This window comes from Scytonema hankhaensis NUACC26, from assembly GCF_045865695.1.
In the GTDB taxonomy this organism is placed as follows: Bacteria; Cyanobacteriota; Cyanobacteriia; order Cyanobacteriales; family Nostocaceae; genus Scytonema.
Window position 1 is genome coordinate 1 of record NZ_BAACAP010000102.1, and the last position, 19,895, is coordinate 19,895.

Consider the following 19,895-nt stretch of genomic DNA (forward strand, 5'->3'; position numbering starts at 1 on the left):
GAGGAGCAGCGATGAATGCGATGATGAAGCAGATTGTTGCAGAAAGCAGTGTGGGGATCATCAACACGCCGAACCAACCGATGTAGAGACGGTTTTCGGTGGAGGTGATCCAGTTACAGAACTGCTCCCATACGCTTGCGCTACGGGCGCGTTGTAAGGTTGCTGTCATGGCTTTATAATTGCGATGAATTTCTACAAACGTACATAGGCGTCTTTGCCTATAAATTTATATTAGCATTTGTTCACTTAACTTTACAATAGAATTAAGTTTAGTAAAGCTTATAAAAAACATAAGCAGAATTTATAGATACACTGGTCACTGGTCACTGGTCACTGTCAATTTCCAATTGGGTAGCAAGATGGTAAAAACATTTCTCCCGTTTCTATGGAAACAAAGCCTCGATCTATTCCTGGTGCATAGAGTTTGGTAAGATTTTCTTCAATCCAACTGGCAGTTTCGGGATAACCCAAGTCAATTGCCCGTTGTAAAGTTGCTACCCAACTGACTAATCGAGTTGGATCGGCATTATGAACGGCGTAGAGTCCTACCCATACACTTTGCGGCACTAAAACAGGACTGGTAGCAAAAGCTAACTTATCTTCAGCATCTTGCGGTTGCACGATTCGATTATCCACCACTACGATTTGTCCGCGATCTGATGAAAGTTCTCCTGAGTAGGTGACTGTTCCATTGAGTTGATAGCCCCAGGGAATAATGAAATGAATAATTAGATATTGCAACCACTCCACATAGCGATAAAATTTTTCGTGACCGTTCCACTCTATGGCGCATCCATCAGAAGTCGGTTGCCATTGACAATACAGTCCGGGTTGTCCCTTGGGAGGACGGTTTTCATCAATTACTGATTCGGCTGCTTGTGGATGCGACTCGTTGATGAAATAGCCTCCTTCCTCACCTAATGGCAGACCTACAGCCTCTCGACCGGGATCGGGAATTGTCGTTAAGATAGATAGCGATCGCTTGACCCGTCGAGTACGAGCAAAGTCCAAAAGGTACAGTGCTTGAAAGTCGAATAAAGGACGGTCAAGCTGGAATTTGCCAGAGAATTCAGTTGTGTATCCCATAATTTATATGGTACATAGGGTTTGCTACAAATTTAACTATAAATATGATTGGCGAGCCTGAAATCAGTACCATTGCATCAGCACAACTAGTGGTTGAAGACCGAGATTTAGCTAGTACTATTAGTCGCGAATCACAAGATGTGTTTCCTCCAGTGTTTGCGACTGCCAGAATGGTAGCATTGATGGAAACAGCAGCAGCGCGCGTCCTTCGAGAATTCCTAGAGCCAGGTGAACTCTCTGTTGGCGTGTCTGTTGATGTCTCGCATACTGCTGCTACGCCTCTCGGTATTACTGTCACTGCTAACGCACGTTATGTAGGACAAGAAAATAAGCTTTTTGTTTTTGAAGTTTGGGCAGAGGATTCTGGTGGAGAAGTCGGTCGCGGTACTCACAAACGTGCTGTAGTTAATGTAGAGCGGCTACTTGCAGGTGCGACTCGTCGCAACGCTAAATCCTTGGATTGAATTTATGTGTCGATCGCTAGGTTTATTTGTAATACTTAATGTTAGAAACACTAATCATTCGTATTTCATGCTACTGTGATTGATAGTAGATCTTTTTTGCATCCATATGTTTGAACCACTAGGTACATAATCTTGGACTACGCCGTCCAAGTAATCGTTTTGCTGTCAAACAAGTGGATGAGAGATTGATTTTGGCGTAATTAAGACTCCTAAAGAAACTAGCAAAAACTTGTAATTCTTTGAAGGCTGAAATACTTTACAATTTTAGGTTTCACCATTGTTTTACCCCACCCTAACCCTCCCCTTACAAAGGGGAGGGAACCGGAAATTTAGTTTCCCCTCAACACGAGGCGAGCATACCAAAAAGACTGTTTTTCAAGGGGTCCTAGTTGAGAGTTGGCTTCAACAAATTTAACCCCCATTTATAGAGAGATGGAACTAACAAATTTTCTATTTTGACACTTGGGCTAATTTGTTTGAGGACAGACATCATTAACGTTTTGACCATCTCTGGTTCTTCTACAGATAAGACTGTAAATAAACCGCCTTCTGTCCAAATCGTGCGAATTTGGGCAACAGTTAAGGATTCAGCATCATGAACGACTTTATTTCGTTTCTTACGAATGCGGTTGAGTAACTTGTACCACTTATTATCTTCCGAAAAATTGTGAAATTTACGCCAACCTTCAATTAATTCTTGCAGTGATGGTGGATAGTTCTGACCTGGTGTTTGAGTAATATAGCCTTTGCTAACCCAATTTTGTTCATTACACTGTACGCTTAACAATCTCTCTATTGTTTGAGTAAACTGCATAAAGGCTACAGAATAATTTTTTCTTAAGAGTGGGATTTCAATAAGAAAAGAATCTTCCCAAGTTTTAATAAATTGACTTTTCTTAAATTGATTGAATTGTTCTCGCCAAGCTTGAATTTGTTCGTGACTAGTGGCTTTTGCAACATCATTAGAACGCAGCCAGTCCTCAATCGCTCTTAAAAAATTGTCTGTTTCCCAGTTCGTATATAATGCTAAAATTCCTGCTAGCTTATACAAACTTTTATATCGACTTTGGTGAGGTTTTAACCACAGTTGTGCTTCGGAAAAATCTCCTCTTTCCCAAGCAGATATAACTCGCAAACGTTCTAAAGACCAGAAGTGCTCTCCCATAGGAATTAATTTAAAACTTTGGGAGAGCATTGCTGTTTTGGAACCATTTGGTAAAGTGTCAAAAAATATGTCTGGCTCTTTGGGGCTAGCGTTAAATACTTGGCACTGTCGGGCTAAAGCGGCTGCACAAATTTCAACTCCTGATGCAATAGCAGGCGCACAACCTTTGTTTTGTACCCACAGTACTAATTCTTTGTCTTCTACAGGTGAGCCAAAATTTAATGCTTCTTGTAAGATTAAGATTTCTAGCTCTTCACGAATTGCCTCGCTATCATTAGCGGGAATTTTTGGGGCGTGGACATCAACTCTTACATGAGGAAACATACTTTTAATTTTTTTTGCCATTAATGCTGCTAACCACATAGTATCCAATCTTCGGTAGAACCAAGAAACTGTGTCTGGTTGGTCTGTTCCCCACAGAATGATATGTTTTAATCCCCGTTCAACTCCTGTGACAATAATTGTTTGGTCTAAAAGAAGTTCCACTTGGCTAAAGTCTCCGCCAAGCCATTCCATACAGTATTCGTAATAGCGTTTCCCTAAATCTTTTGTACTCCAAGGATAAGTTTTATCTTCTTCTTGATGAGTCCCTCGCTTCAGACCTAGTTCTTGATAAAGTTCGTCAACATGGTGCGGATAACTTGTACTACCATCAGCACCAAAAGAACGAATCACTCCATCTTTACTATGCCATCCTATTTGACGAGTACCGACAGTGATGATTAGAGTGTCTACGCGATCGCACTCTGTTGATATTGTATTCATAGCGGGTATACTTGATGATAGTTTTGAGGAGAAGTGCGATCGCGTAATTCTTGCAAATACTTTTTACGCGGATCTTGAGTTGCACCAAAAACAGTGACAAGCTGATAATTATCTAAATCCGCAATCCAGACAGGTGAAGGTTTCACTTCTTTACCAACCTTACCGCAAAGATTTCCATCATAATTATAGCGATTGTCTCTGTCTTTAATTTTCAAATCTTGGTGGTGCAAAACTGCCAAAGCATAGGGCTTACCAAAATCTTCTTTTCCCGCACACACAATTATGCGACAATTATTATCGACAGCTTCAATCCAGCGATCGCGACTGACAGAACCAGCAGAGAAGGGTGAATGATGGTTAAACGTCACTCCTAGCGATCGTAACGCTGTATAAAAACCTAACAGACTTTGCTGAAATAACTGACAAAACTCTTTAGGGGTATCTGGTAACGTCCAAAAAGTGTCATCACTTTCTGGAATAAGAGTCGAACCCCGCCACCATGGAGCATACGGACGGTTTTGGCGAGAATAGTATGGTCTTCTCGCCCCCTGACCAATACCTCCCATATGAAACATCAACCATGTTAAATTTTGGAAAAGTTGTTGAATAATCTTTTGCTTATCCTGTGGTGTTTCAGATGAATAACTCAGAGTTAAAAGTCCTTGTTGTTCGCCGCAAGGATCGTGTTTGTCGCGAGGCTCTTTTTGAGTCACTTTTCCATGTGATATTCTAACGACTACCCAACCGCGTTCTTTGGGATTAATAGATCCAAAAAGCTTGGATTCCCAAATTTTGACTTGTTCAGATTCTAGCACTCCCAAAGCAAATGTCCGAAACCAATAACGTAGTATTGATTTAAAAGCAACAGAACGTACTTCTGCTTCTGGAGATGTATCTAGTTTTAATTTACCTTGTTTGTCTCGTTTTAAATGACCTTGTGCATCTTTCTGGTAAGGTTGAGAAAGATTTCTAATTTTTTGACGTCCGTGAATTAACTGACCTGTGAGTGTAAATTCAACCTGAAAAAACTTACTTGTGTTGTTAACCTTCCCGGCTGTAATTAATTCTCCATATCCCGTGTTTACCTGAGAGCCAATACCTGCTTGTAAACCCTTAATTAACCAATGTTTAACTTTTTCTAAAACTTGATTATTGTCACAGTTACTTGTTAAACGCAAGCCAATTAAAAAGACTGCTTCCTTAATGCAAAAAAATGGATTGGGATTCGGGTCATATTTGAGCGATTTATTATCCCACTTCCAAATATTATTTGCCATGTCCATTGCCAAAATTCTTGATTGATTGGGTAATGGATAAGCATCTAAAAAAACGACTTTTCCCACACAATCGTTGGGATTTTTTGCTTCAAGAGAACCAAAATAAGGCGCAACTTCCTGTTCGGCTGCTTTCCACAAAAGCTTTTTTTCTGCCATGATTTCTCGGATGGCTTGAGTTCTCGCAACTCCCCGCAAGGTACTTGAAGGAATATAGGGTGTTCCCAAAGCATCAAAAGCTGGTAGAAGAATACTCTCCGGTCCTCTGTGTCCCCCAACCCGCATGCGCCAAGGACATTGGACTTGAAATGTCTCTTTGGCTATCAGTCTCGTGCGTTTGTTCAGTTGTTCGAGGCGAATGTTATGATTTGCACCTTCTTCTGCTATTTGAAGTATGTGTACTTTGGTTGCATCTTTATATTCACTCTCAGGCGATCGCATCCAACGCAAGTATTCCACAAAACTGGCATTTTTCTCTGGAATAGGTTCGTTTTCAGCGTCAAGCCAAGGAGATGGTATTGCAGGGGATGAACTTTGAGGTTTTTTCGGTTTTTCAAATACCATTGATTTTACTCTCCCTTAATATTCCAGTAAACAGCATTAGCCCAAAAACTAAATTCTTGTGCTACAGCCAGTCCCAATCCGGTTAAACCCAAATATTCATCTGTGTCTAGTTTCTTGAGAGTAGCTAATCCCCCATCCCCTGCTATGTTTTTCATCCCTGAGAGAAATTCCAAACAATCAAAGAATTTTTTCACGACTTGCTTTTTCCCTTCTTGACTCAGGGCTTTTTCTTCTGCTTTCAAGCGCAACATCCCCCAAGTCGATAAATAAGTGTAGAGTTCTACTGCTTGGCTTTTTTGTTCCTTGAGGCGAGCTTCATCTTGGTTTTGGCGCGATCGCAAATCATCTAAAGCCTCGTATACTGGAGTTGTAATTGTTCGTGGATCGAATGTCATCATTTCTCTGTTACCTAAATATTGATGCAAATCTCTGATACCGTATCAAGCCCATTGCTGAACAAATCCCCGTCCCAAGCTTTCTTGTCCTCCCAGTTGTAGAATTTGATTGTCTGTTAAGAGTTTTTGGAAATCAGTATGGGATTGCTTAGCAGTTCCATTAGCTTGTGATGTTGTTCCCCAAGAAAAATACATGAGAGTATCCGGTGGAATAGCTTCTTCATAACGAAATCCACCATCAACAGATTTGTGTTCGTCCAATTTGATTTTTACCTGACGCCACAAACTCATCTGGATTAAGGTGGCGCAATGTTGATCTGGTAACACCAGCACTCGATTAATTCCACTAGCTTCCAGAGTTTGCGGTACATACGCTGTCCAATCTTCCCACTGTTTTAACCTTTCAGCTTTCAGAATGGCATCTTTTAGATAGACAGGAGCTTTGCCATTGGTAAAATTACAACTATATTCAGTGGGTACAGTAGAAATATTACCTTGCGAACGCAACCAACGTCTCAGCAACATGGGACAGCTCACCCAAATTACACTATGACTTAAAGATGGTATAGGTAGCCAGAGAAGAGAAGCATCCCCTATCCAGATATCGCCTTGTTCGAGTTGCTGTGACTCCTTTAAATCTGTCCCGAATAATCTAAAGCGCATACTTTGCTCTGTAGCCGTCGCCCGCAATTTACCCCGAATAGTACTAGAAGGAATGTAAGGCAAATTCGTATGAGATTCGCGAGCAATTCCCAGTAAATTCCCTTCTTGAGTGGTACCACCTGTATGAAGTGGAGATAGAAGATACAAATAAATAGAATTCATCATACGATTTTGGATTTGGGATTTTAGATTTTGGATTGGCGACTAATAAAGTTTTCCCAGATTTATAGCAATTCTCACTTGAATCAAGTACAGACTTATCCGCGTTCGTCTGCGTTCATCTGCGGTTCCATAATTATTTGATTTATTGCGCCCCTACGGAAAAATAGCTTTAATCCACAATAACTCTGAATAACCAAGCTGTCTCCAAGCGTGTACTTTAGTATCTGGGTTATCCTGAAATAACCGTTGAGGTTGATTCAGGTAATACAGAGTACCCGGAGGTGCAGCAAAAACCTGCGGTGCGGGAATGCTGTTACTAGATTCCTCTTTACTACGAAACCGACAACTAATAGGTACTGGTCTATCTGTTGCAAAGCTAACCAACTCCCCTGGAGTTTGATTGCGATTGACTGTATGAGCTAAATTCCACTCCCAAGGAGAAGCTTGACATACACAACTTTCTCGACCATTATTGTTGTCTTTACGTTCAAAGACTCCCGGTGTCACCAAGTAAGCAAGAGATTTGCCACCAGTTTGGAAATTACGGTCAGATAAATTTTGCAACGCATTCCACTGTTCGTCTAGATTTGGACACCGGAGTAAAATAGCTCGATGTCCCTCTCCTCCCAAACGCAATGTTGTAGGAGTCTCGATTTCTCGATCTATACCAATTGCCAAACTCCAACCAGGAAGCAAGCGGATAGCATTCTCCACAAAATAACCATCTGCATCTTTGACTTGTTTTGTCCCTTCTGCGATCGCATTGTGAGAACGAGTTTCTATTACCCAAGGTTTGTTTTCTCCAGAAAACCCAACTTGCCAATGTTTTGCTTCAATTTTACCTGTTTTCAGGTACTCCTCCACAGCCTCAAAAGGTAAATATTGAGGGTACTTATCCGAAATCCCTTCACTCTGCTGACACCATGATGGTTTAACCAAAGGACGAGGTTGATAAGGATCGGTTATTGCTTGATGCAAGTGCGAACCTTCATCCCAATCTATAGGAACCAATGGAGTTGTTCCCACAAATCCCAACGGACGGGGAAAATACAAAGTCTCTCCACCGAAGCAAAACAAAGGACCCGCAAGTCTAAATTTACTCTCCTTTCGGTTCATTAACGCACTCAATGCCCCAGCAATAGTATGACCGTGAGGAGGAAATACACTACCAGCCCAAGCCCGTTCTCCAGGAGAAAAAGGTTTTGCGTCTCGAAACAGTAAAACATCCAACGCTGTCACAGTATACCAATACATAATGAATTATGAATTATGAATTATGAAAATTAGGAAATTAGGAAATTGGGAAATTAAGAATTGGAAATTATGAGAAAAAGTTTTATGTATCATTGGCTTTTGCGTTTTTTAGTTTTGACAATAATTGCTGTAATTATTGCAATAATTTCCTCATTCTCTTGCATAAGAAGGTTTAGGCGATCGCTACTAACGATATTAGATTTAGCTAGTAAACGAAGCCAGTATAAACTTTCTCTAGCTTCTTTTTGAGCTATAGTGAGTTTGTGGATAAAATCAGGTTTACTTTCACCTGATTGAGCCTCTTGAATATTAGCTCCAATAGAAGTTGCCGATCTTAAGTATTGTTTTCCAATTATATTACTAGCTTCATCTTTTTGTCCTTGGATATACTGAAATAATTTGATAGCTCTTAAAGCATACTCAATAGTTCGCTCTCGAATATCCCATGTTTTCACACTCCCATCATTCATAAATTTTTCCTATCATGGTTCCATCCTTTATTATTCCCAATTCATAATTCATAATTCATAATTCATAATTCATAATTCTTTGGCGGACAGTAAAAGCCGCCAACTTCAACCAAACCTCAACATCCTCTCCCTTTCCGCGTTCGTCTGCTACAGGGTGCGGTTCAATAAAACCAACCTCCAAAAACTCAAACAAAACCCTCTGAAACCTCTCCTTCAAACCCCCATCCCCTTGTAAAAGTTCCCGACGATCGCAAAATGCTTGAGTCCAAGGTACAATAGCCTCTTTTATCGGTGCGGGATGCTGACTCCACACACAAGCAGCTTGTTCAAAAATAGCAGCATCTATATCGACACCCAGATTCAGTAATTCTTGCCACTTATGAAACACCAAAAACTTAGCAGTTGCTTTTAAAATATTGCCATTCCCATATAAAACCCGTACTTGCACCGCATCTTTTGCCTTACCCTCCGGACACATATGTTCTTTTGCTTCCTTCTCAGCTTCCCACATATTCTCCAAAGCAATAGCAAGCGGTACTGAATGATGGGCGATCGCAATACCAAAGCTAACAGTTGCTTGGCTTCCCATTGTAAATAAAGGTCGTTTGGCAATAGAACTAGCAGAATGAGTTGTTGGCAATTGCCAATAGTCACCCTGATTCTGAAACTCACCTCTTGGATCTTCCTTCCCTTGAAAACATTGGCGGATATCCCACAGCCATTTATCCCATTCCCAAAGATTCGTGTAGGCTAAGACATCATCGCCACCTCCATATATTAAGCGTCCTGCATAGCGTTGTTCGGTTAAGTAAGGAACGAGTTGGTTGGAGAAGTCTAACAAAGCACGGCTGAGGGCGCTGTGAGTAGAAGGTCCCATGCGTTTTTGAGTTGTCAGAAACTCTTTGAAGTGTTGAGCTACTTTTTGGGTTTTTTCTTTGTCGCCCTCTTCTATTTTCTGAATTTGATTCTTTAACTCTTGAGGAATGTAATCAAAGTAATCTTTGAGTGGGATTCCTTTGAGCCATTGACTCATTCCGTCACCGTCTCCTGCTGCTAACACGTACCAGTTAGCAGGATTGTTATTGGGATAGAATCTATCTACGATCGCTTGAATGTCACGACGATATTCTAGTTTGAGTTCTTCAATGTTTGGAACTTCTGCATCTTCTACCAACCAGCCTGCATTCAGCAGACGAGGATGGTTTTTCTTGGGTAATGTGCGATCGTCTATCCAAGGTATTCCCCATTTGCTTCTCATATCTTCTATGACTTTTTGAGTCCAGGGAAACTCTGTCATAACTGCTTGACAAGCTCGATTGAAGTGCTTCCAATGGTCACTTTTGCCTGTCTCTTCCATGACTTTGAGATAGCCTGCAACTCCTGCTGTTAAATCTGGGTAAGAGGCTTCTATTTGTTCGGTATCTTGCAAAGCTAATAATTTTGGTAGAACTTTCTCTAAACCACGTTTGACGGTTTCCGTTGCATTGAGTTGTTCTCTCCCGTCAAATAAGTTTGCTCGTCTTTGCCAACATTTTTTGGTTTCTCCTTCAGTTACCCAGTCTTTTTGGGGATGGACGACGGGTCCAATACCCGATACGGTGGAACGAGGACCGAAGGCTGTGGGGATTTCCCAATTTCGAGCGTTTTTGACTGATGTTAAAGTGTGTCTGGTTTGGTCAAAGATGCTAGCCCACCAAGAGCCAACGTTAATACTAAATTTTCTATGTTGAGTTTCTAAACGGAGTTTGGCAGCTTCTATAAGAAATTCTCGTTCTTTAAGTTTAAAGAGTTTTTGTTGGTCGTTTAAGTTATAGGTTTGGTTTTGAGTGTCTACCCATTGTTGGAATGAAGTTTCTTTTTCTTCGTCAAAACAAATGGTGTTTTTTAGCTGTATGCCTTTTTCATCTTTGCCAATAGGCATTGCAGCCCAGTAAAACTGCCATTGGGATTGCAGCCAACCTTCCCATGTTTTGCTATCTGCTTGTAAGTCTGGCATCCAATGGCGTTTGTCTTGTAGTTCTTGGAAAACTAAGTTGCTGATTTCTTGCCATGCTTGCTTGACTGTCTGTTCTGCCGTTTGCATTGCAGCTTTGACTTTATCTTTTGGCAGAATCAGGACGATAACGTTGGGAAATCCTGCCGTTAGGAGCTTGCGATCGCATGGTTGTTCGATCCAGTCTTTAAAATCTGGGTATGTTTGTAGCAACCAGTGGTCTATGAGTGGTTGTTGGAACAGACTGGGATATAGCAAGCTGTCGGGACCGTATTGTAAAGCGAGTTTCCAAGAAACTTTGGCACAAAGGTAGTGCAGTATCCAAGAACCAGCCCAGAAATCGCGCATTTTACGACTGGCTTTGATGAGTTCTTGGACTGGGGTGAAGGTGAAGCTTGCTAAGTAGGGATGAGATAAGGTGTTTTGTGAAGACCAACGTTTGAGTTGTTCTGTTGTCAAGTCGTATCCGGCTAATGCACCTGAAAGCGCTGCTGTTATACTGGCGTGACTCCAAATGGAACTATCTGGAAAGCGAGTTTCGGCGGGCATTAGGATGAGGGATTTATCCTGGAATTCTTGGCAGACAGCTTCTGGCAAACAACGCCACAGCCACCAGAACAACTGTTTGTAGTTTTCTTTTTTCTTGGCTTCAGCAGGGATTTTGTCGAACAGGTTTTGTTCTTGTTTTTGGAGATATTCGCGCCGTTTGTTGAGGAGTTCTGAGTGCTGTGAGATTTTAAATTCTAGTTTTGCACCCGAAAGTAGGTGAGCGATTTGTAAGCCATCGTCCTTGTAGTTGACACTTTGAATGATACTGCCAATTGCACCGCGATCGCTCGCTGAGGAAATCCAGTCAGCTTGGTGGATATGTTTCATAACGGTACCTCCTGATGTTTCAGGGTTCCAGCCGTTTTCAACCCAATTTTGCATGACTGGCAATTGTTGCCAGAAGCTGTTCTCACCCCGTCCTGATTGGTTGTTATGTAGTGCTTTTAGCACGGGATCGTGTAGTAATCCCCAGATTTTAGTTTGCCAGTATGCTTCTGACACAGCGAATTCCTTGTTGTTGTATCCAGTATGGATTGTATGAATTGATATCCCTAAATGTCCAATAACAGTCAATATTTCTAGAGAAAGATTTTGATTATTCAAATTGGCTTGCAGTAAGGTTTTCAGCTAAAAAGTGCCTTGTCAACTGATATTTTCTTTTTATTGACTTTTTTAAAGTTTTGTGTATTGTTTCTGGGGACTAGCGATTGGGGACTGGGAAAGCTAGATTTTCTTAACAAGCGTTGTGAACTATTGTCTATGGAGATCTATCTTGAAAGATGGGCGTAAGGTAGGACATCGCCCACTAACATCAAATGGCGTTTTATTGCGTCTCGTCTCGACCAATACCAAAAGAAAGCAATTGGCGTCTAACATCCTCCAAGTCAAGACCGCAGTAGTAATATTTCCGATCGCGCAAGTTAGCTAGATAATACCCTGCTCTTCCTCCATTAATCCGAAATAAAGAAATCAATAACTCATCACTTGTAATTTCATATTTCTCCGCATCTTGTATCCCAATAGGAACATGGTTGGGACTGCAAAGTTTTGCTCCTTTGATGAACCATCTACCGTTTTCACATCTGACGATTCGGTAGTAACTAGGATAGATAATTGCGCTGTTCATAGCTTTTGTTAAACTGAAAGAGAGGAAAAGGAAAGCCCCCAGGTGCAAGCTGAGGGCTTCGTTTAGACGATGCTAGTTACGCTTGGGATTGGGTGAACCATCCTCATTGTCATCCGTACTTTCGGGCAGAATTTCTTCTGGAAGTTGCGGATTGAAAAGGATCTCGATTTCTCCTGATTTTAGGTCGGCTTTTGACCACAGACCTGGATCTAGGTTTTCATAGATCTCGGATGGCAAATGTTCCCCTTTCCCGTTATGACTAGCTTCATTGTTTGCTTGTGTCAACTTTTCACCTCCTGATGAGGATGTAGTTTTTGTTTTCCTCATGGGGCTATTATCCGTTAATATTTTAACGGCGTTAATATTTTAATGTTAAACAATTAACGCTAAGATACTAGTGTGGAACCTTTTATCAACCTTGAATGCTAGTATCGAAAATTGCAGAACTACGAAAGCGAGCTAATTTAACTCAGAAAGAGCTTGCTGAGTTGATTGGTGTAACTGAGTCTACAATTAGGAACTTAGAGAACAACAGAAATGGTGTTGAATTGCTGGCAAGAGTCGCTAAGCTTTGTACCGCTTTGAAATGTACTGCTCAAGACTTGATTGATTTTGAAGAAGAAAAGAAGATTTGAGTTTTTCCAATCACTTTCAAATTTACAATCAATTGTTTCCAATCAATTAATTTCCCTATCGAGTAGGGACTACGACGAACAAAAATTTATTAATTGTTTGCCATTTTGTTTCCATTCGATTACTTTCCCTAGCGAGTAGGGACTTTAGCTGATGCTATAAAATGGGCTAGCGATCGCAGTTTCCATTCGATTAGTTTCCCTAGGGAGTAGGGACTTTAATATTAAATAATCCAAAATCCTCAATAGAAGAAAATGGAGTTTCCATTCGATTAGTTTCCCTAGCGAGTAGGGACCAGGTAGTGCGTGAACCGGTGGCCGGTGGCCTCCACTCCGGTTTCCATTCGATTAGTTTCCCTAGCGAGTAGGGACTTGTCACTTGCATATCTACTCCGGCTTCTAAATAGTTTCGTTTCCATTCGATTAGTTTCCCTAGCGAGTAGGGACGAGGCGGTATTTTATCGCTATCAATAAAATCGTTAATCGTTTCCATTCGATTAGTTTCCCTAGCGAGTAGGGACATGGCATCAGCAAATTACTAAGGGAAAACACAATGACGTTTCCATTCGATTAGTTTCCCTAGCGAGTAGGGACAATACGGTATCGACGGAAAAGGCTACAAATCTGTAGATTGTTTCCATTCGATTAGTTTCCCTAGCGAGTAGGGACCATAGTGGCGATCGCCTTTGGCGGTGTCCCTTGGGCAGTTTCCATTCGATTAGTTTCCCTAGCGAGTAGGGACTCGTGCATCTTCTCAAAACTTATCCGGCTGTAGCGATGTTTCCATTCGATTAGTTTCCCTAGCGAGTAGGGACTCCTATTTCTTGTAAAGTTGCTAAGTAATTGTTTAAGTTTCCATTCGATTAGTTTCCCTAGCGAGTAGGGACCATATTTCTAAATTGTTTGATGCGCTCTTCAATTAGAGTTTCCATTCGATTAGTTTCCCTAGCGAGTAGGGACATGACTTTAGTCAAACATACCTCTAAACTTGCCTTAGTTTCCATTCGATTAGTTTCCCTAGCGAGTAGGGACACGATCTGTACCAATACCAAGGTGGAGATGTCATTTTTGTTTCCATTCGATTAGTTTCCCTAGCGAGTAGGGACACCAAACCTAGTGATAGCGCGGTTAGAGAGCGTACATTTGCGTTTCCATTCGATTAGTTTCCCTAGCGAGTAGGGACTGACAGTAAATTGATAATTTCAATCGATCGCGACTTCTCTGAGGTTTCCATTCGATTAGTTTCCCTAGCGAGTAGGGACACTGATGGCAATGTCTTAAATCTCCACTAGGAGTTGTTTACGGTTTCCATTCGATTAGTTTCCCTAGCGAGTAGGGACCAAGTGCAATGTCTCGAATTTCCATCAGGAGTTGGCTAGAATGTTTCCATTCGATTAGTTTCCCTAGCGAGTAGGGACGCGACGACCGGCTGACGGCCCAAGACAACGAAGGCGTCGTTTCCATTCGATTAGTTTCCCTAGCGAGTAGGGACACGTCTCGGCCGGGCTGCGGGCGCTCTCGCGACGCGAGGGGTTTCCATTCGATTAGTTTCCCTAGCGAGTAGGGACCGCGTGTCTATCCCGATGGCAAGCGTGAGGAGACTAAGAGTTTCCATTCGATTAGTTTCCCTAGCGAGTAGGGACATTTAATTTAGAAGATTACGAAAAGTACTCTTTAGTTTCCATTCGATTAGTTTCCCTAGCGAGTAGGGACTGACCTCATAGGCTAACGCAGAGATGTGTTAGCCCTATTGTTTCCATTCGATTAGTTTCCCTAGCGAGTAGGGACTTCATCATGACTCAAGTTTATGAAAAGCCCATCCCCAAATAGTTTCCATTCGATTAGTTTCCCTAGCGAGTAGGGACATCTGCACCAATATGGACTTGAGAACGACGAAAATGTTTCCATTCGATTAGTTTCCCTAGCGAGTAGGGACCCCTCTAGTTTAGACCCTTACCCCGTAAGGAGTCCAGAGGCAGTTTGCGAGGGGGTCAGAAATTGAGACGAGAAAAGGGAAAAAAATCATCATAAAAATCGCTGAAACGCTTACAAGACAAGGCGGCGAGGGGGTCAACGAAAGAATCAATATTTCAGGCTTTTGCCGACCCCCTCGCTGCTAATTAGACAATTATCGAACCAGGTAGCTCTGTTACAGGGGGACCAACGCCCCAAGTTTCTACTTGTCCCCAAGTATGCTGGGACAAAGGATAAAACCGCACGCTGTCTTCTGCAAGTTTTACCTTTTTCTTCAGCCTTTGACAAAGTTCTTTGTACTTACTTGGAGGCAATTGGCACTCAAAAACCGAGTACTGTACCCGTTTACCGTATCCTTCTAGTAAATCTGATACCTTTTTGCGCCGTTTATCGCAAGGAATATCATAAGCTACTACGTATAGCATGAACTAACGAATTAAATAAGGTCGGTACGCATGACTAGGATTGTAAACAAACTGTTTGTAAGCTTTAACTTGCTGATTTAGCAAATCCCACTTGGGTTGTTTTTCCTCAGAGTCTGTTTGCACTTCCTCCTCCATACGCTGTAAAAATGCCTTGAGATACTTTCGCCGTCCAGAATCGTTTAAGTAACAACCCCCATCGCGATATTCAAAATCTTGTGCATTTACAGCTTTAGTATTAACTAACCACAAAACTAAGGAATCCACAATAGGAGCGCGAAACTCTTCTATAAGATCCGAGGTAAGAGCAGCATGGCGTTCCGAACCTTGGTGCAAGCAAGCATAATAAGGATCGAGTCCCTGTATTTCTATCATTGCTAGTAAATGATTCCACAGCACTTGATAGCCAAAACTCAACATGGCGTTGACAGGATTTCCTGGTGGACGGCGACTGCGCCCGGTAAAGACGAATTCTGAATTGGTCAAACATTCTCCAAAAGCAGAAAAATATTGTGCCGCACCCGAACCTTCAAACCCCATGAGTCGTTCCCAACTATCAGCTTCTGCAGCTTGCGAAACCAAATAATCCAGGCTTCGCAATGCACTTTCTAACACTTCCGACTCAAGCCGCTTTCGTTGTCGCCGCAATAGCACGCGACTATTTTTCAATTTTGCTTGTACGATCGCTCTAGCGGTGACTAATTTTTCCACAGGTGAGAGCTGTTGTTGGTAACGGCACAATTGCCGATAACCCCGCTCGATTGGTAAGATGCGTCCGTAACAAAATCCCATGCGAGAAAGATAAACAATGGGAATATCTCGCCAAAGACAAGCGCGAATTGCTTGCGTACTGACTTGTGATTTACCAAAAATCAGAACTTGTTCCAAGAGTGGTAACTGCACTTCAGCACAAATAGTTTCCTTCTGCTTGACGATTAACATTTCTTGCTGTAGAGAAACATAGCAATTCTGCTGAGAAACATATAGCGTCCTCATAAGTTTATTTAGGAACAATCCCAAATCCAACCTTTAAAAACCTTTTACAGCGTTTTTCGTCTATTTGAATCACAGTATCTTGTAGAGGCGCAAGGCTCTGCGCCCACATAACGCAATCTATTTACTCGAAAATTGCTATAAGTCCGCGCAGGCGGACTTTGTTTGTGTAGCTACGACTTCCAGTCGTTCGGGCTATGAGAGTGGATTTGGTACGAGTTCTCTTAACCTCTCCACCACCTATTCAAAGATGATTGACGACGACGATGAATATTTTCTCGTCTTGGATCGGAAGAAAGCACTTCAACGTGCCTTTGTGGTTCCAACCAAACAAGAACTCGGTCAGCAACGCTAGACACAGCGAAAGTCGTTAAAGTGACCAACAGTGTATTAATGATTACCGCAGCTAATCCCAAGGGGGCAATCAGCAAGATAATAAGAGTAATACCGCCCGTAAAAACAGAAACTAAAGTATTGCGTATGGTAGAAACACGCGAAGAAACGTACATAAATATTAACGATCGCTCGTGCTTTTGGACTTCTAGGTGTATAATTTGCAGCGCCGCATGTCATTAAGATATTCGATAAATTCAAAAAAAGCACGAAGAAGAGAATAATTCACTGTTTCTTCACAAAGCACAAAAAGCTTGCCAATCGCGGAATAGATTGGTACAACATTTGAGTAAGTCATATTTTTTATTTATTCATCCAGAGAAAAGTAGAACAAGCCTTTAAAGGGGTCATTGGTTACTGGTCACTGTTAATAATGCGTAAAGTTGTAGTCAATGCCATAGCATCCCAAGCCAAATATCAAGGAGATTCCCAAGTCAGACGCATTCACGAAACTATCAGCAAAAGGTTTTAAAAATCCATTCAAGCAACTCTTTATCAAACAGTTCTGGTTCTTCAAATTGAGGTGCGTGACCGCTTTTCTCAAATACTCTGATAGTAAGATTGTGGAATTTATCTCTTATGGGTTCCCACATATATGGTGGTGGAATGAGGTAATCATAGCGACCAAGTGCAAGAAGCACGGGTGCTTGCAATTTATCTAAGTTTTTAGTAATATCTATGTCTCGAAAAACTTCACCCCAAACATAGTCAAACATTGCCATATTAACTTCTATACCTTCCCAAAGTTTTGTCGCGTCATAGTTGTAATCAAACCAACTTTTGGGTCCCATTAATAAGCAATAGGTAATGAAAGCTTTTTCAGGGGCTGCTTCTATTTCTTGAGGTAATCTATCAAGGTTTTTAGTAAGAACTGCTTTCCTTTCGGGACAAACCGAATCATTCAGATATCGTTCTGAAGCCTTATGCGCTTCATGAGAGTAACTCGGTGCGCCACATACCAAGACTACATGAGACACATTGGCAGGATATTTCTTGGCATACTCAAGTGCCATAAATGCATGACCGGAATGACCAATAATGATAATCCGCTCCAATCCTAATTCTTGTCTAACGAGTTCAATATCGTCAACAAGTATATCTAATTGGAACACAGAGAGGTCTTTGCGATCGTAAGGAGATGCAAAACCTCGATGATCGACAAAGACCAACTTTAGATGATTGCGAAGATTTGTAGAAAATGTTCGAGAGTAGTAGAGCGCACTTCCAACTGCGATCGCAGGAGTCCCGCTACCTTCAACTATATACTGAAGTTGGAAACCGCTTGAATTTATGTATTGGGGATTGGGGATTGGGTATTGGGGATTGGGCATAGGGTTTGGAAAGCTAAGGTGTACGTACAAGTTTAAATTACCCCCCTTAATCCCCCCTTGGAAAGGGGGGAAATTAGATTTCTGGTTCCCTTTATAAAGCTAATTTCAATGAATTAAGCTTGCGAGATAAACCCTTGGATTGGAAAGGGGAGAAACTGTATTTCCGGTTCCCTCCCCTTGGCAAGGGGAGGGCTAGGGTGGGGTAAAGCATAAACTAAAACCTCAATTTGTGTATTTTAGACTGGTGCGTACACTGTAGATTCCAATCCCCAACCGCCAATCGCCAATCCCCAATCACCTATTCCCAGAGTAGACCACCCAAAACGTCCCAAGTTCTCGGACCAACGATACCATCTACACGCAAACTATTATCTGATTGAAAGTTTCTGACAGCTTGGTCTGTTTGCTCTAAAAAATTTCCGGTGTTGAGATTTCTGTCAAGATAGCCAAGGGCAATGAGAATATTCTGTAGCAATCTCACAGATGAACCAGTATCACCACGCTTGATAGAGGGGAGTTCTCTTACAGCAGACGCTTGAACTTCGGGTTCCATAATTTGTTTTCCTTGAAGAAATAATGTACTAATTAATTCATCACGACCAGCATCGGAAATTACGGTTTTTTTATGGTACTCACCAGGGTAATATTTTTCCGAGTTTTTTTCTTTCTAACTTTAGAATGTTTAAAGAATCTATAGAGGACGAAAAATGAGGCAAAATGGTTTCCAAGTAGACTATTCGTGTCAGCTCCTGAAATAGTATAATCAAGGGGAAGTCAAAAAGCAAAACCGATTTTGACAACTCACTTTTTTATCTCTTAAAAAAGCGATAAGGCTGTTTGACTGTGTGATGTGAGTTTAAGGCAGGCGAGGACAACCTACCTCTCCCACCCCTTCAAAATTTAGGTATTGAAATTTCAAGCATTAATTCCGATCCTTACTGCGTAACTCAATGAGCGTTGATAATTCTTCGTGGCTAACTGCACCAACAAACTTAACTCTGCTACAAGATGAAGTTCATGTCTGGCGAATTCATCTCGACCAACCAGACACACAACTGCAACAGTTAACGGCGACTCTCTCTAGCGATGAAGTTTGTCGGGCTAAGCGGTTTTATAAAGAACAGCATCGGCAGCGTTTTATTGCTGGTCGGGGGATATTGCGTACTATTTTAAGTCGTTATTTGGACGTAGAACCACAAATTTTGCAGTTTTCTTACGAACCTTCTGGCAAACCTGTCCTAGCCGATGCCTTTGCCGATCGCAAACTGTGGTTTAATCTCACCCACTCTCAAGGATTAGCCTTGTGTGCTGTGAGTTGCGATCGCAAAATCGGTGTAGATTTAGAATATGTCCGCCCCATCTCTGATGTTCTCAGTCTTGCCAATCGGTTCTTTGCGCCAGGGGAATATACAGTGCTAAGTTCACTGACTCCTCACCAAATGCAAGAAGTCTTTTTCCGTTACTGGACTTGTAAAGAAGCATATTTAAAAGCAACTGGCGTGGGAATAGCACAATTAGAGCAAATCGAGGTTTTGCTGACACCAGGGCAACCAGCTAAGCTGAAGACAGAGGAACAGTGGAGTCTACTAGAGATGGTACCTGATAGTAATTCTGTGGCTGCGATCGCTGTAGAAGGTTCTGGGATTCGTCTTACCCGTTGGCAGTATTGATTTGAGGAAGGCAGAGGGCAGATGGCAGAAGGGTTTTTTCAAAACTTTTTCTTTCATAATATGTCTTCTGCTTTACTCAGAGTTGAGTCGTAAAATCAATCTTAAAGCGCCAGACATAATATATTGCGTGGGTTGGGTTTCGTTCCTCAACCAACAATAAGGGTTCAATGTTGGGTTTCGTTCCTCAACCAACAATAAGGGTTCAATGTTGGGTTTCGTTCCTCAACCAACAATAAGGGTTCAATGTTGGGTTTCGTTCCTCAACCAACAATAAGGGTTCAATGTTGGGTTTCGTTCCTCAACCAACAATAAGGGTTCAATGTTGGGTTTCGTTCCTCAACCAACAATAAGGGTTCAATGTTGGGTTTCGTTCCTCAACCAACAATAAGGGTTCAATGTTGGGTTTCGTTCCTCAACCAACAATAAGGGTTCAATGTTGGGTTTCGTTCCTCAACCAACAATAAGGGTTCAATGTTGGGTTTCGTTCCTCAACCAACAATAAGGGTTCAATGTTGGGTTTCGTTCCTCAACCAACAATAAGGGTTCAATG

18 protein-coding genes, 1 pseudogene and 1 CRISPR repeat array are annotated in these 19,895 nt (G+C 41.7%); of the genes and pseudogenes, 3 read left to right on the plus strand and 16 right to left on the minus strand.

The window, feature by feature from the left end:
• Window positions 1-169: pseudogene (locus ACKTT2_RS04390) on the minus strand (photosystem II q(b) protein); the annotation flags it as partial.
• 167 nt (window positions 170-336) lie between these two features.
• Entirely contained in the window at window positions 337-1,086 is a 750-nt protein-coding gene (locus ACKTT2_RS04395) for a hypothetical protein (protein ID WP_407884373.1), read from the minus strand.
• Between the two features lie 44 nt (window positions 1,087-1,130).
• Between ACKTT2_RS04395 and ACKTT2_RS04400 the strand changes: the two genes are divergently transcribed.
• Complete coding sequence (locus ACKTT2_RS04400; protein ID WP_407884375.1) at window positions 1,131-1,550, plus strand: thioesterase family protein; 420 nt, start codon at window positions 1,131-1,133, stop codon at window positions 1,548-1,550.
• Window positions 1,551-1,935: 385 nt separating this feature from the next.
• Here the strand turns inward: ACKTT2_RS04400 and ACKTT2_RS04405 are convergent, their stop codons facing one another.
• From ACKTT2_RS04405 to ACKTT2_RS04445, 9 genes are all read right to left on the minus strand, one after another.
• On the minus strand, window positions 1,936-3,480 hold the full coding sequence (locus tag ACKTT2_RS04405) for a hypothetical protein (RefSeq protein ID WP_407884377.1): 1,545 nt from the start codon (window positions 3,478-3,480) through the stop codon (window positions 1,936-1,938).
• On the minus strand, window positions 3,477-5,318 hold the full coding sequence (locus tag ACKTT2_RS04410) for an RAMP superfamily CRISPR-associated protein (RefSeq protein ID WP_407884379.1): 1,842 nt from the start codon (window positions 5,316-5,318) through the stop codon (window positions 3,477-3,479). Before ACKTT2_RS04410 ends, ACKTT2_RS04405 begins: the two co-directional genes overlap by 4 nt.
• Before the next feature lie 5 nt (window positions 5,319-5,323).
• Window positions 5,324-5,713, minus strand: a complete 390-nt coding sequence (locus tag ACKTT2_RS04415) for a hypothetical protein (RefSeq protein WP_407884405.1) — start codon at window positions 5,711-5,713, stop codon at window positions 5,324-5,326.
• A 45-nt stretch (window positions 5,714-5,758) separates the two neighbouring features.
• Window positions 5,759-6,541 (minus strand): type III-B CRISPR module RAMP protein Cmr4, encoded by a 783-nt coding sequence (cmr4, locus tag ACKTT2_RS04420; RefSeq protein ID WP_407884381.1) that lies wholly within the window; start codon window positions 6,539-6,541, stop codon window positions 5,759-5,761.
• A 150-nt stretch (window positions 6,542-6,691) separates the two neighbouring features.
• Window positions 6,692-7,792, minus strand: a complete 1,101-nt coding sequence (locus tag ACKTT2_RS04425; RefSeq protein WP_407884383.1) for a type III-B CRISPR module-associated Cmr3 family protein — start codon at window positions 7,790-7,792, stop codon at window positions 6,692-6,694.
• 89 nt (window positions 7,793-7,881) lie between these two features.
• Window positions 7,882-8,262: a four helix bundle protein gene (locus ACKTT2_RS04430; RefSeq protein ID WP_407884385.1), complete on the minus strand. Its 381-nt coding sequence runs from the start codon at window positions 8,260-8,262 to the stop codon at window positions 7,882-7,884.
• Window positions 8,263-8,317: 55 nt separating this feature from the next.
• Entirely contained in the window at window positions 8,318-11,305 is a 2,988-nt protein-coding gene (gene cas10, locus ACKTT2_RS04435; protein WP_407884387.1) for a type III-B CRISPR-associated protein Cas10/Cmr2, read from the minus strand.
• 322 nt (window positions 11,306-11,627) lie between these two features.
• Window positions 11,628-11,930, minus strand: coding sequence for a hypothetical protein (locus ACKTT2_RS04440; RefSeq protein ID WP_407884389.1), 303 nt, complete (start codon window positions 11,928-11,930; stop codon window positions 11,628-11,630).
• 72 nt (window positions 11,931-12,002) lie between these two features.
• The gene (locus ACKTT2_RS04445; RefSeq protein WP_407884391.1) at window positions 12,003-12,257 is read right to left on the minus strand and encodes a hypothetical protein; all 255 of its coding nucleotides are present in this window, start codon (window positions 12,255-12,257) and stop codon (window positions 12,003-12,005) included.
• Between the two features lie 95 nt (window positions 12,258-12,352).
• Here ACKTT2_RS04445 and ACKTT2_RS04450 point away from each other — a divergent pair, with 95 nt between their 5' ends.
• Window positions 12,353-12,565, plus strand: coding sequence for a helix-turn-helix transcriptional regulator (locus ACKTT2_RS04450; RefSeq protein WP_407884393.1), 213 nt, complete (start codon window positions 12,353-12,355; stop codon window positions 12,563-12,565).
• Window positions 12,566-12,599: 34 nt separating this feature from the next.
• A CRISPR array of direct repeats spans window positions 12,600-14,498; the repeat unit is 36 nt; unit sequence GTTTCCATTCGATTAGTTTCCCTAGCGAGTAGGGAC.
• 184 nt (window positions 14,499-14,682) lie between these two features.
• Here the strand turns inward: ACKTT2_RS04450 and cas2 are convergent.
• From cas2 to ACKTT2_RS04475, 5 genes are all read right to left on the minus strand, one after another.
• Window positions 14,683-14,961 (minus strand): CRISPR-associated endonuclease Cas2, Ssr7093 family, encoded by a 279-nt coding sequence (gene cas2 / locus ACKTT2_RS04455; protein ID WP_038086147.1) that lies wholly within the window; start codon window positions 14,959-14,961, stop codon window positions 14,683-14,685.
• 3 nt (window positions 14,962-14,964) lie between these two features.
• Window positions 14,965-15,954, minus strand: coding sequence for a CRISPR-associated endonuclease Cas1, Slr7092 subtype (locus ACKTT2_RS04460; protein ID WP_407884395.1), 990 nt, complete (start codon window positions 15,952-15,954; stop codon window positions 14,965-14,967).
• A gap of 221 nt (window positions 15,955-16,175) precedes the next feature.
• Window positions 16,176-16,460, minus strand: coding sequence for a CRISPR-associated protein Csx18 (csx18, locus tag ACKTT2_RS04465; protein ID WP_407884397.1), 285 nt, complete (start codon window positions 16,458-16,460; stop codon window positions 16,176-16,178).
• A gap of 339 nt (window positions 16,461-16,799) precedes the next feature.
• On the minus strand, window positions 16,800-17,675 hold the full coding sequence (locus ACKTT2_RS04470) for an alpha/beta fold hydrolase (RefSeq protein WP_407884399.1): 876 nt from the start codon (window positions 17,673-17,675) through the stop codon (window positions 16,800-16,802).
• Window positions 17,676-17,973: 298 nt separating this feature from the next.
• On the minus strand, window positions 17,974-18,228 hold the full coding sequence (locus tag ACKTT2_RS04475) for a peptidoglycan-binding domain-containing protein (RefSeq protein ID WP_407884401.1): 255 nt from the start codon (window positions 18,226-18,228) through the stop codon (window positions 17,974-17,976).
• A gap of 397 nt (window positions 18,229-18,625) precedes the next feature.
• Here ACKTT2_RS04475 and hetI point away from each other — a divergent pair, with 397 nt between their 5' ends.
• On the plus strand, window positions 18,626-19,345 hold the full coding sequence (gene hetI / locus ACKTT2_RS04480; protein WP_407884403.1) for a 4'-phosphopantetheinyl transferase HetI: 720 nt from the start codon (window positions 18,626-18,628) through the stop codon (window positions 19,343-19,345).
• The last annotated feature ends 550 nt before the right edge of the window (window positions 19,346-19,895 follow it).

Bases quoted from the DNA above. Each gene is read 5' to 3' on its own strand.
- ACKTT2_RS04400 (WP_407884375.1), top strand. From the start codon at position 1,131: ATGATTGGCGAGCCTGAAATCAGTACCATTGCATCAGCACAACTAGTG.
- ACKTT2_RS04460 (WP_407884395.1), bottom strand. From the start codon at position 15,954: ATGAGGACGCTATATGTTTCTCAGCAGAATTGCTATGTTTCTCTACAG.
- ACKTT2_RS04415 (WP_407884405.1), bottom strand. From the start codon at position 5,713: ATGACATTCGATCCACGAACAATTACAACTCCAGTATACGAGGCTTTA.
- ACKTT2_RS04405 (WP_407884377.1), bottom strand. From the start codon at position 3,480: ATGAATACAATATCAACAGAGTGCGATCGCGTAGACACTCTAATCATC.
- cmr4 (WP_407884381.1), bottom strand. From the start codon at position 6,541: ATGATGAATTCTATTTATTTGTATCTTCTATCTCCACTTCATACAGGT.
- hetI (WP_407884403.1), top strand. From the start codon at position 18,626: ATGAGCGTTGATAATTCTTCGTGGCTAACTGCACCAACAAACTTAACT.
- ACKTT2_RS04445 (WP_407884391.1), bottom strand. From the start codon at position 12,257: ATGAGGAAAACAAAAACTACATCCTCATCAGGAGGTGAAAAGTTGACA.
- ACKTT2_RS04450 (WP_407884393.1), top strand. From the start codon at position 12,353: ATGCTAGTATCGAAAATTGCAGAACTACGAAAGCGAGCTAATTTAACT.
- ACKTT2_RS04475 (WP_407884401.1), bottom strand. From the start codon at position 18,228: ATGGAACCCGAAGTTCAAGCGTCTGCTGTAAGAGAACTCCCCTCTATC.
- ACKTT2_RS04440 (WP_407884389.1), bottom strand. From the start codon at position 11,930: ATGAACAGCGCAATTATCTATCCTAGTTACTACCGAATCGTCAGATGT.
- csx18 (WP_407884397.1), bottom strand. From the start codon at position 16,460: ATGTACGTTTCTTCGCGTGTTTCTACCATACGCAATACTTTAGTTTCT.
- cas2 (WP_038086147.1), bottom strand. From the start codon at position 14,961: ATGCTATACGTAGTAGCTTATGATATTCCTTGCGATAAACGGCGCAAA.
- ACKTT2_RS04410 (WP_407884379.1), bottom strand. From the start codon at position 5,318: ATGGTATTTGAAAAACCGAAAAAACCTCAAAGTTCATCCCCTGCAATA.
- ACKTT2_RS04430 (WP_407884385.1), bottom strand. From the start codon at position 8,262: ATGAATGATGGGAGTGTGAAAACATGGGATATTCGAGAGCGAACTATT.
- ACKTT2_RS04470 (WP_407884399.1), bottom strand. From the start codon at position 17,675: ATGCCCAATCCCCAATACCCAATCCCCAATCCCCAATACATAAATTCA.
- ACKTT2_RS04425 (WP_407884383.1), bottom strand. From the start codon at position 7,792: ATGTATTGGTATACTGTGACAGCGTTGGATGTTTTACTGTTTCGAGAC.
- ACKTT2_RS04395 (WP_407884373.1), bottom strand. From the start codon at position 1,086: ATGGGATACACAACTGAATTCTCTGGCAAATTCCAGCTTGACCGTCCT.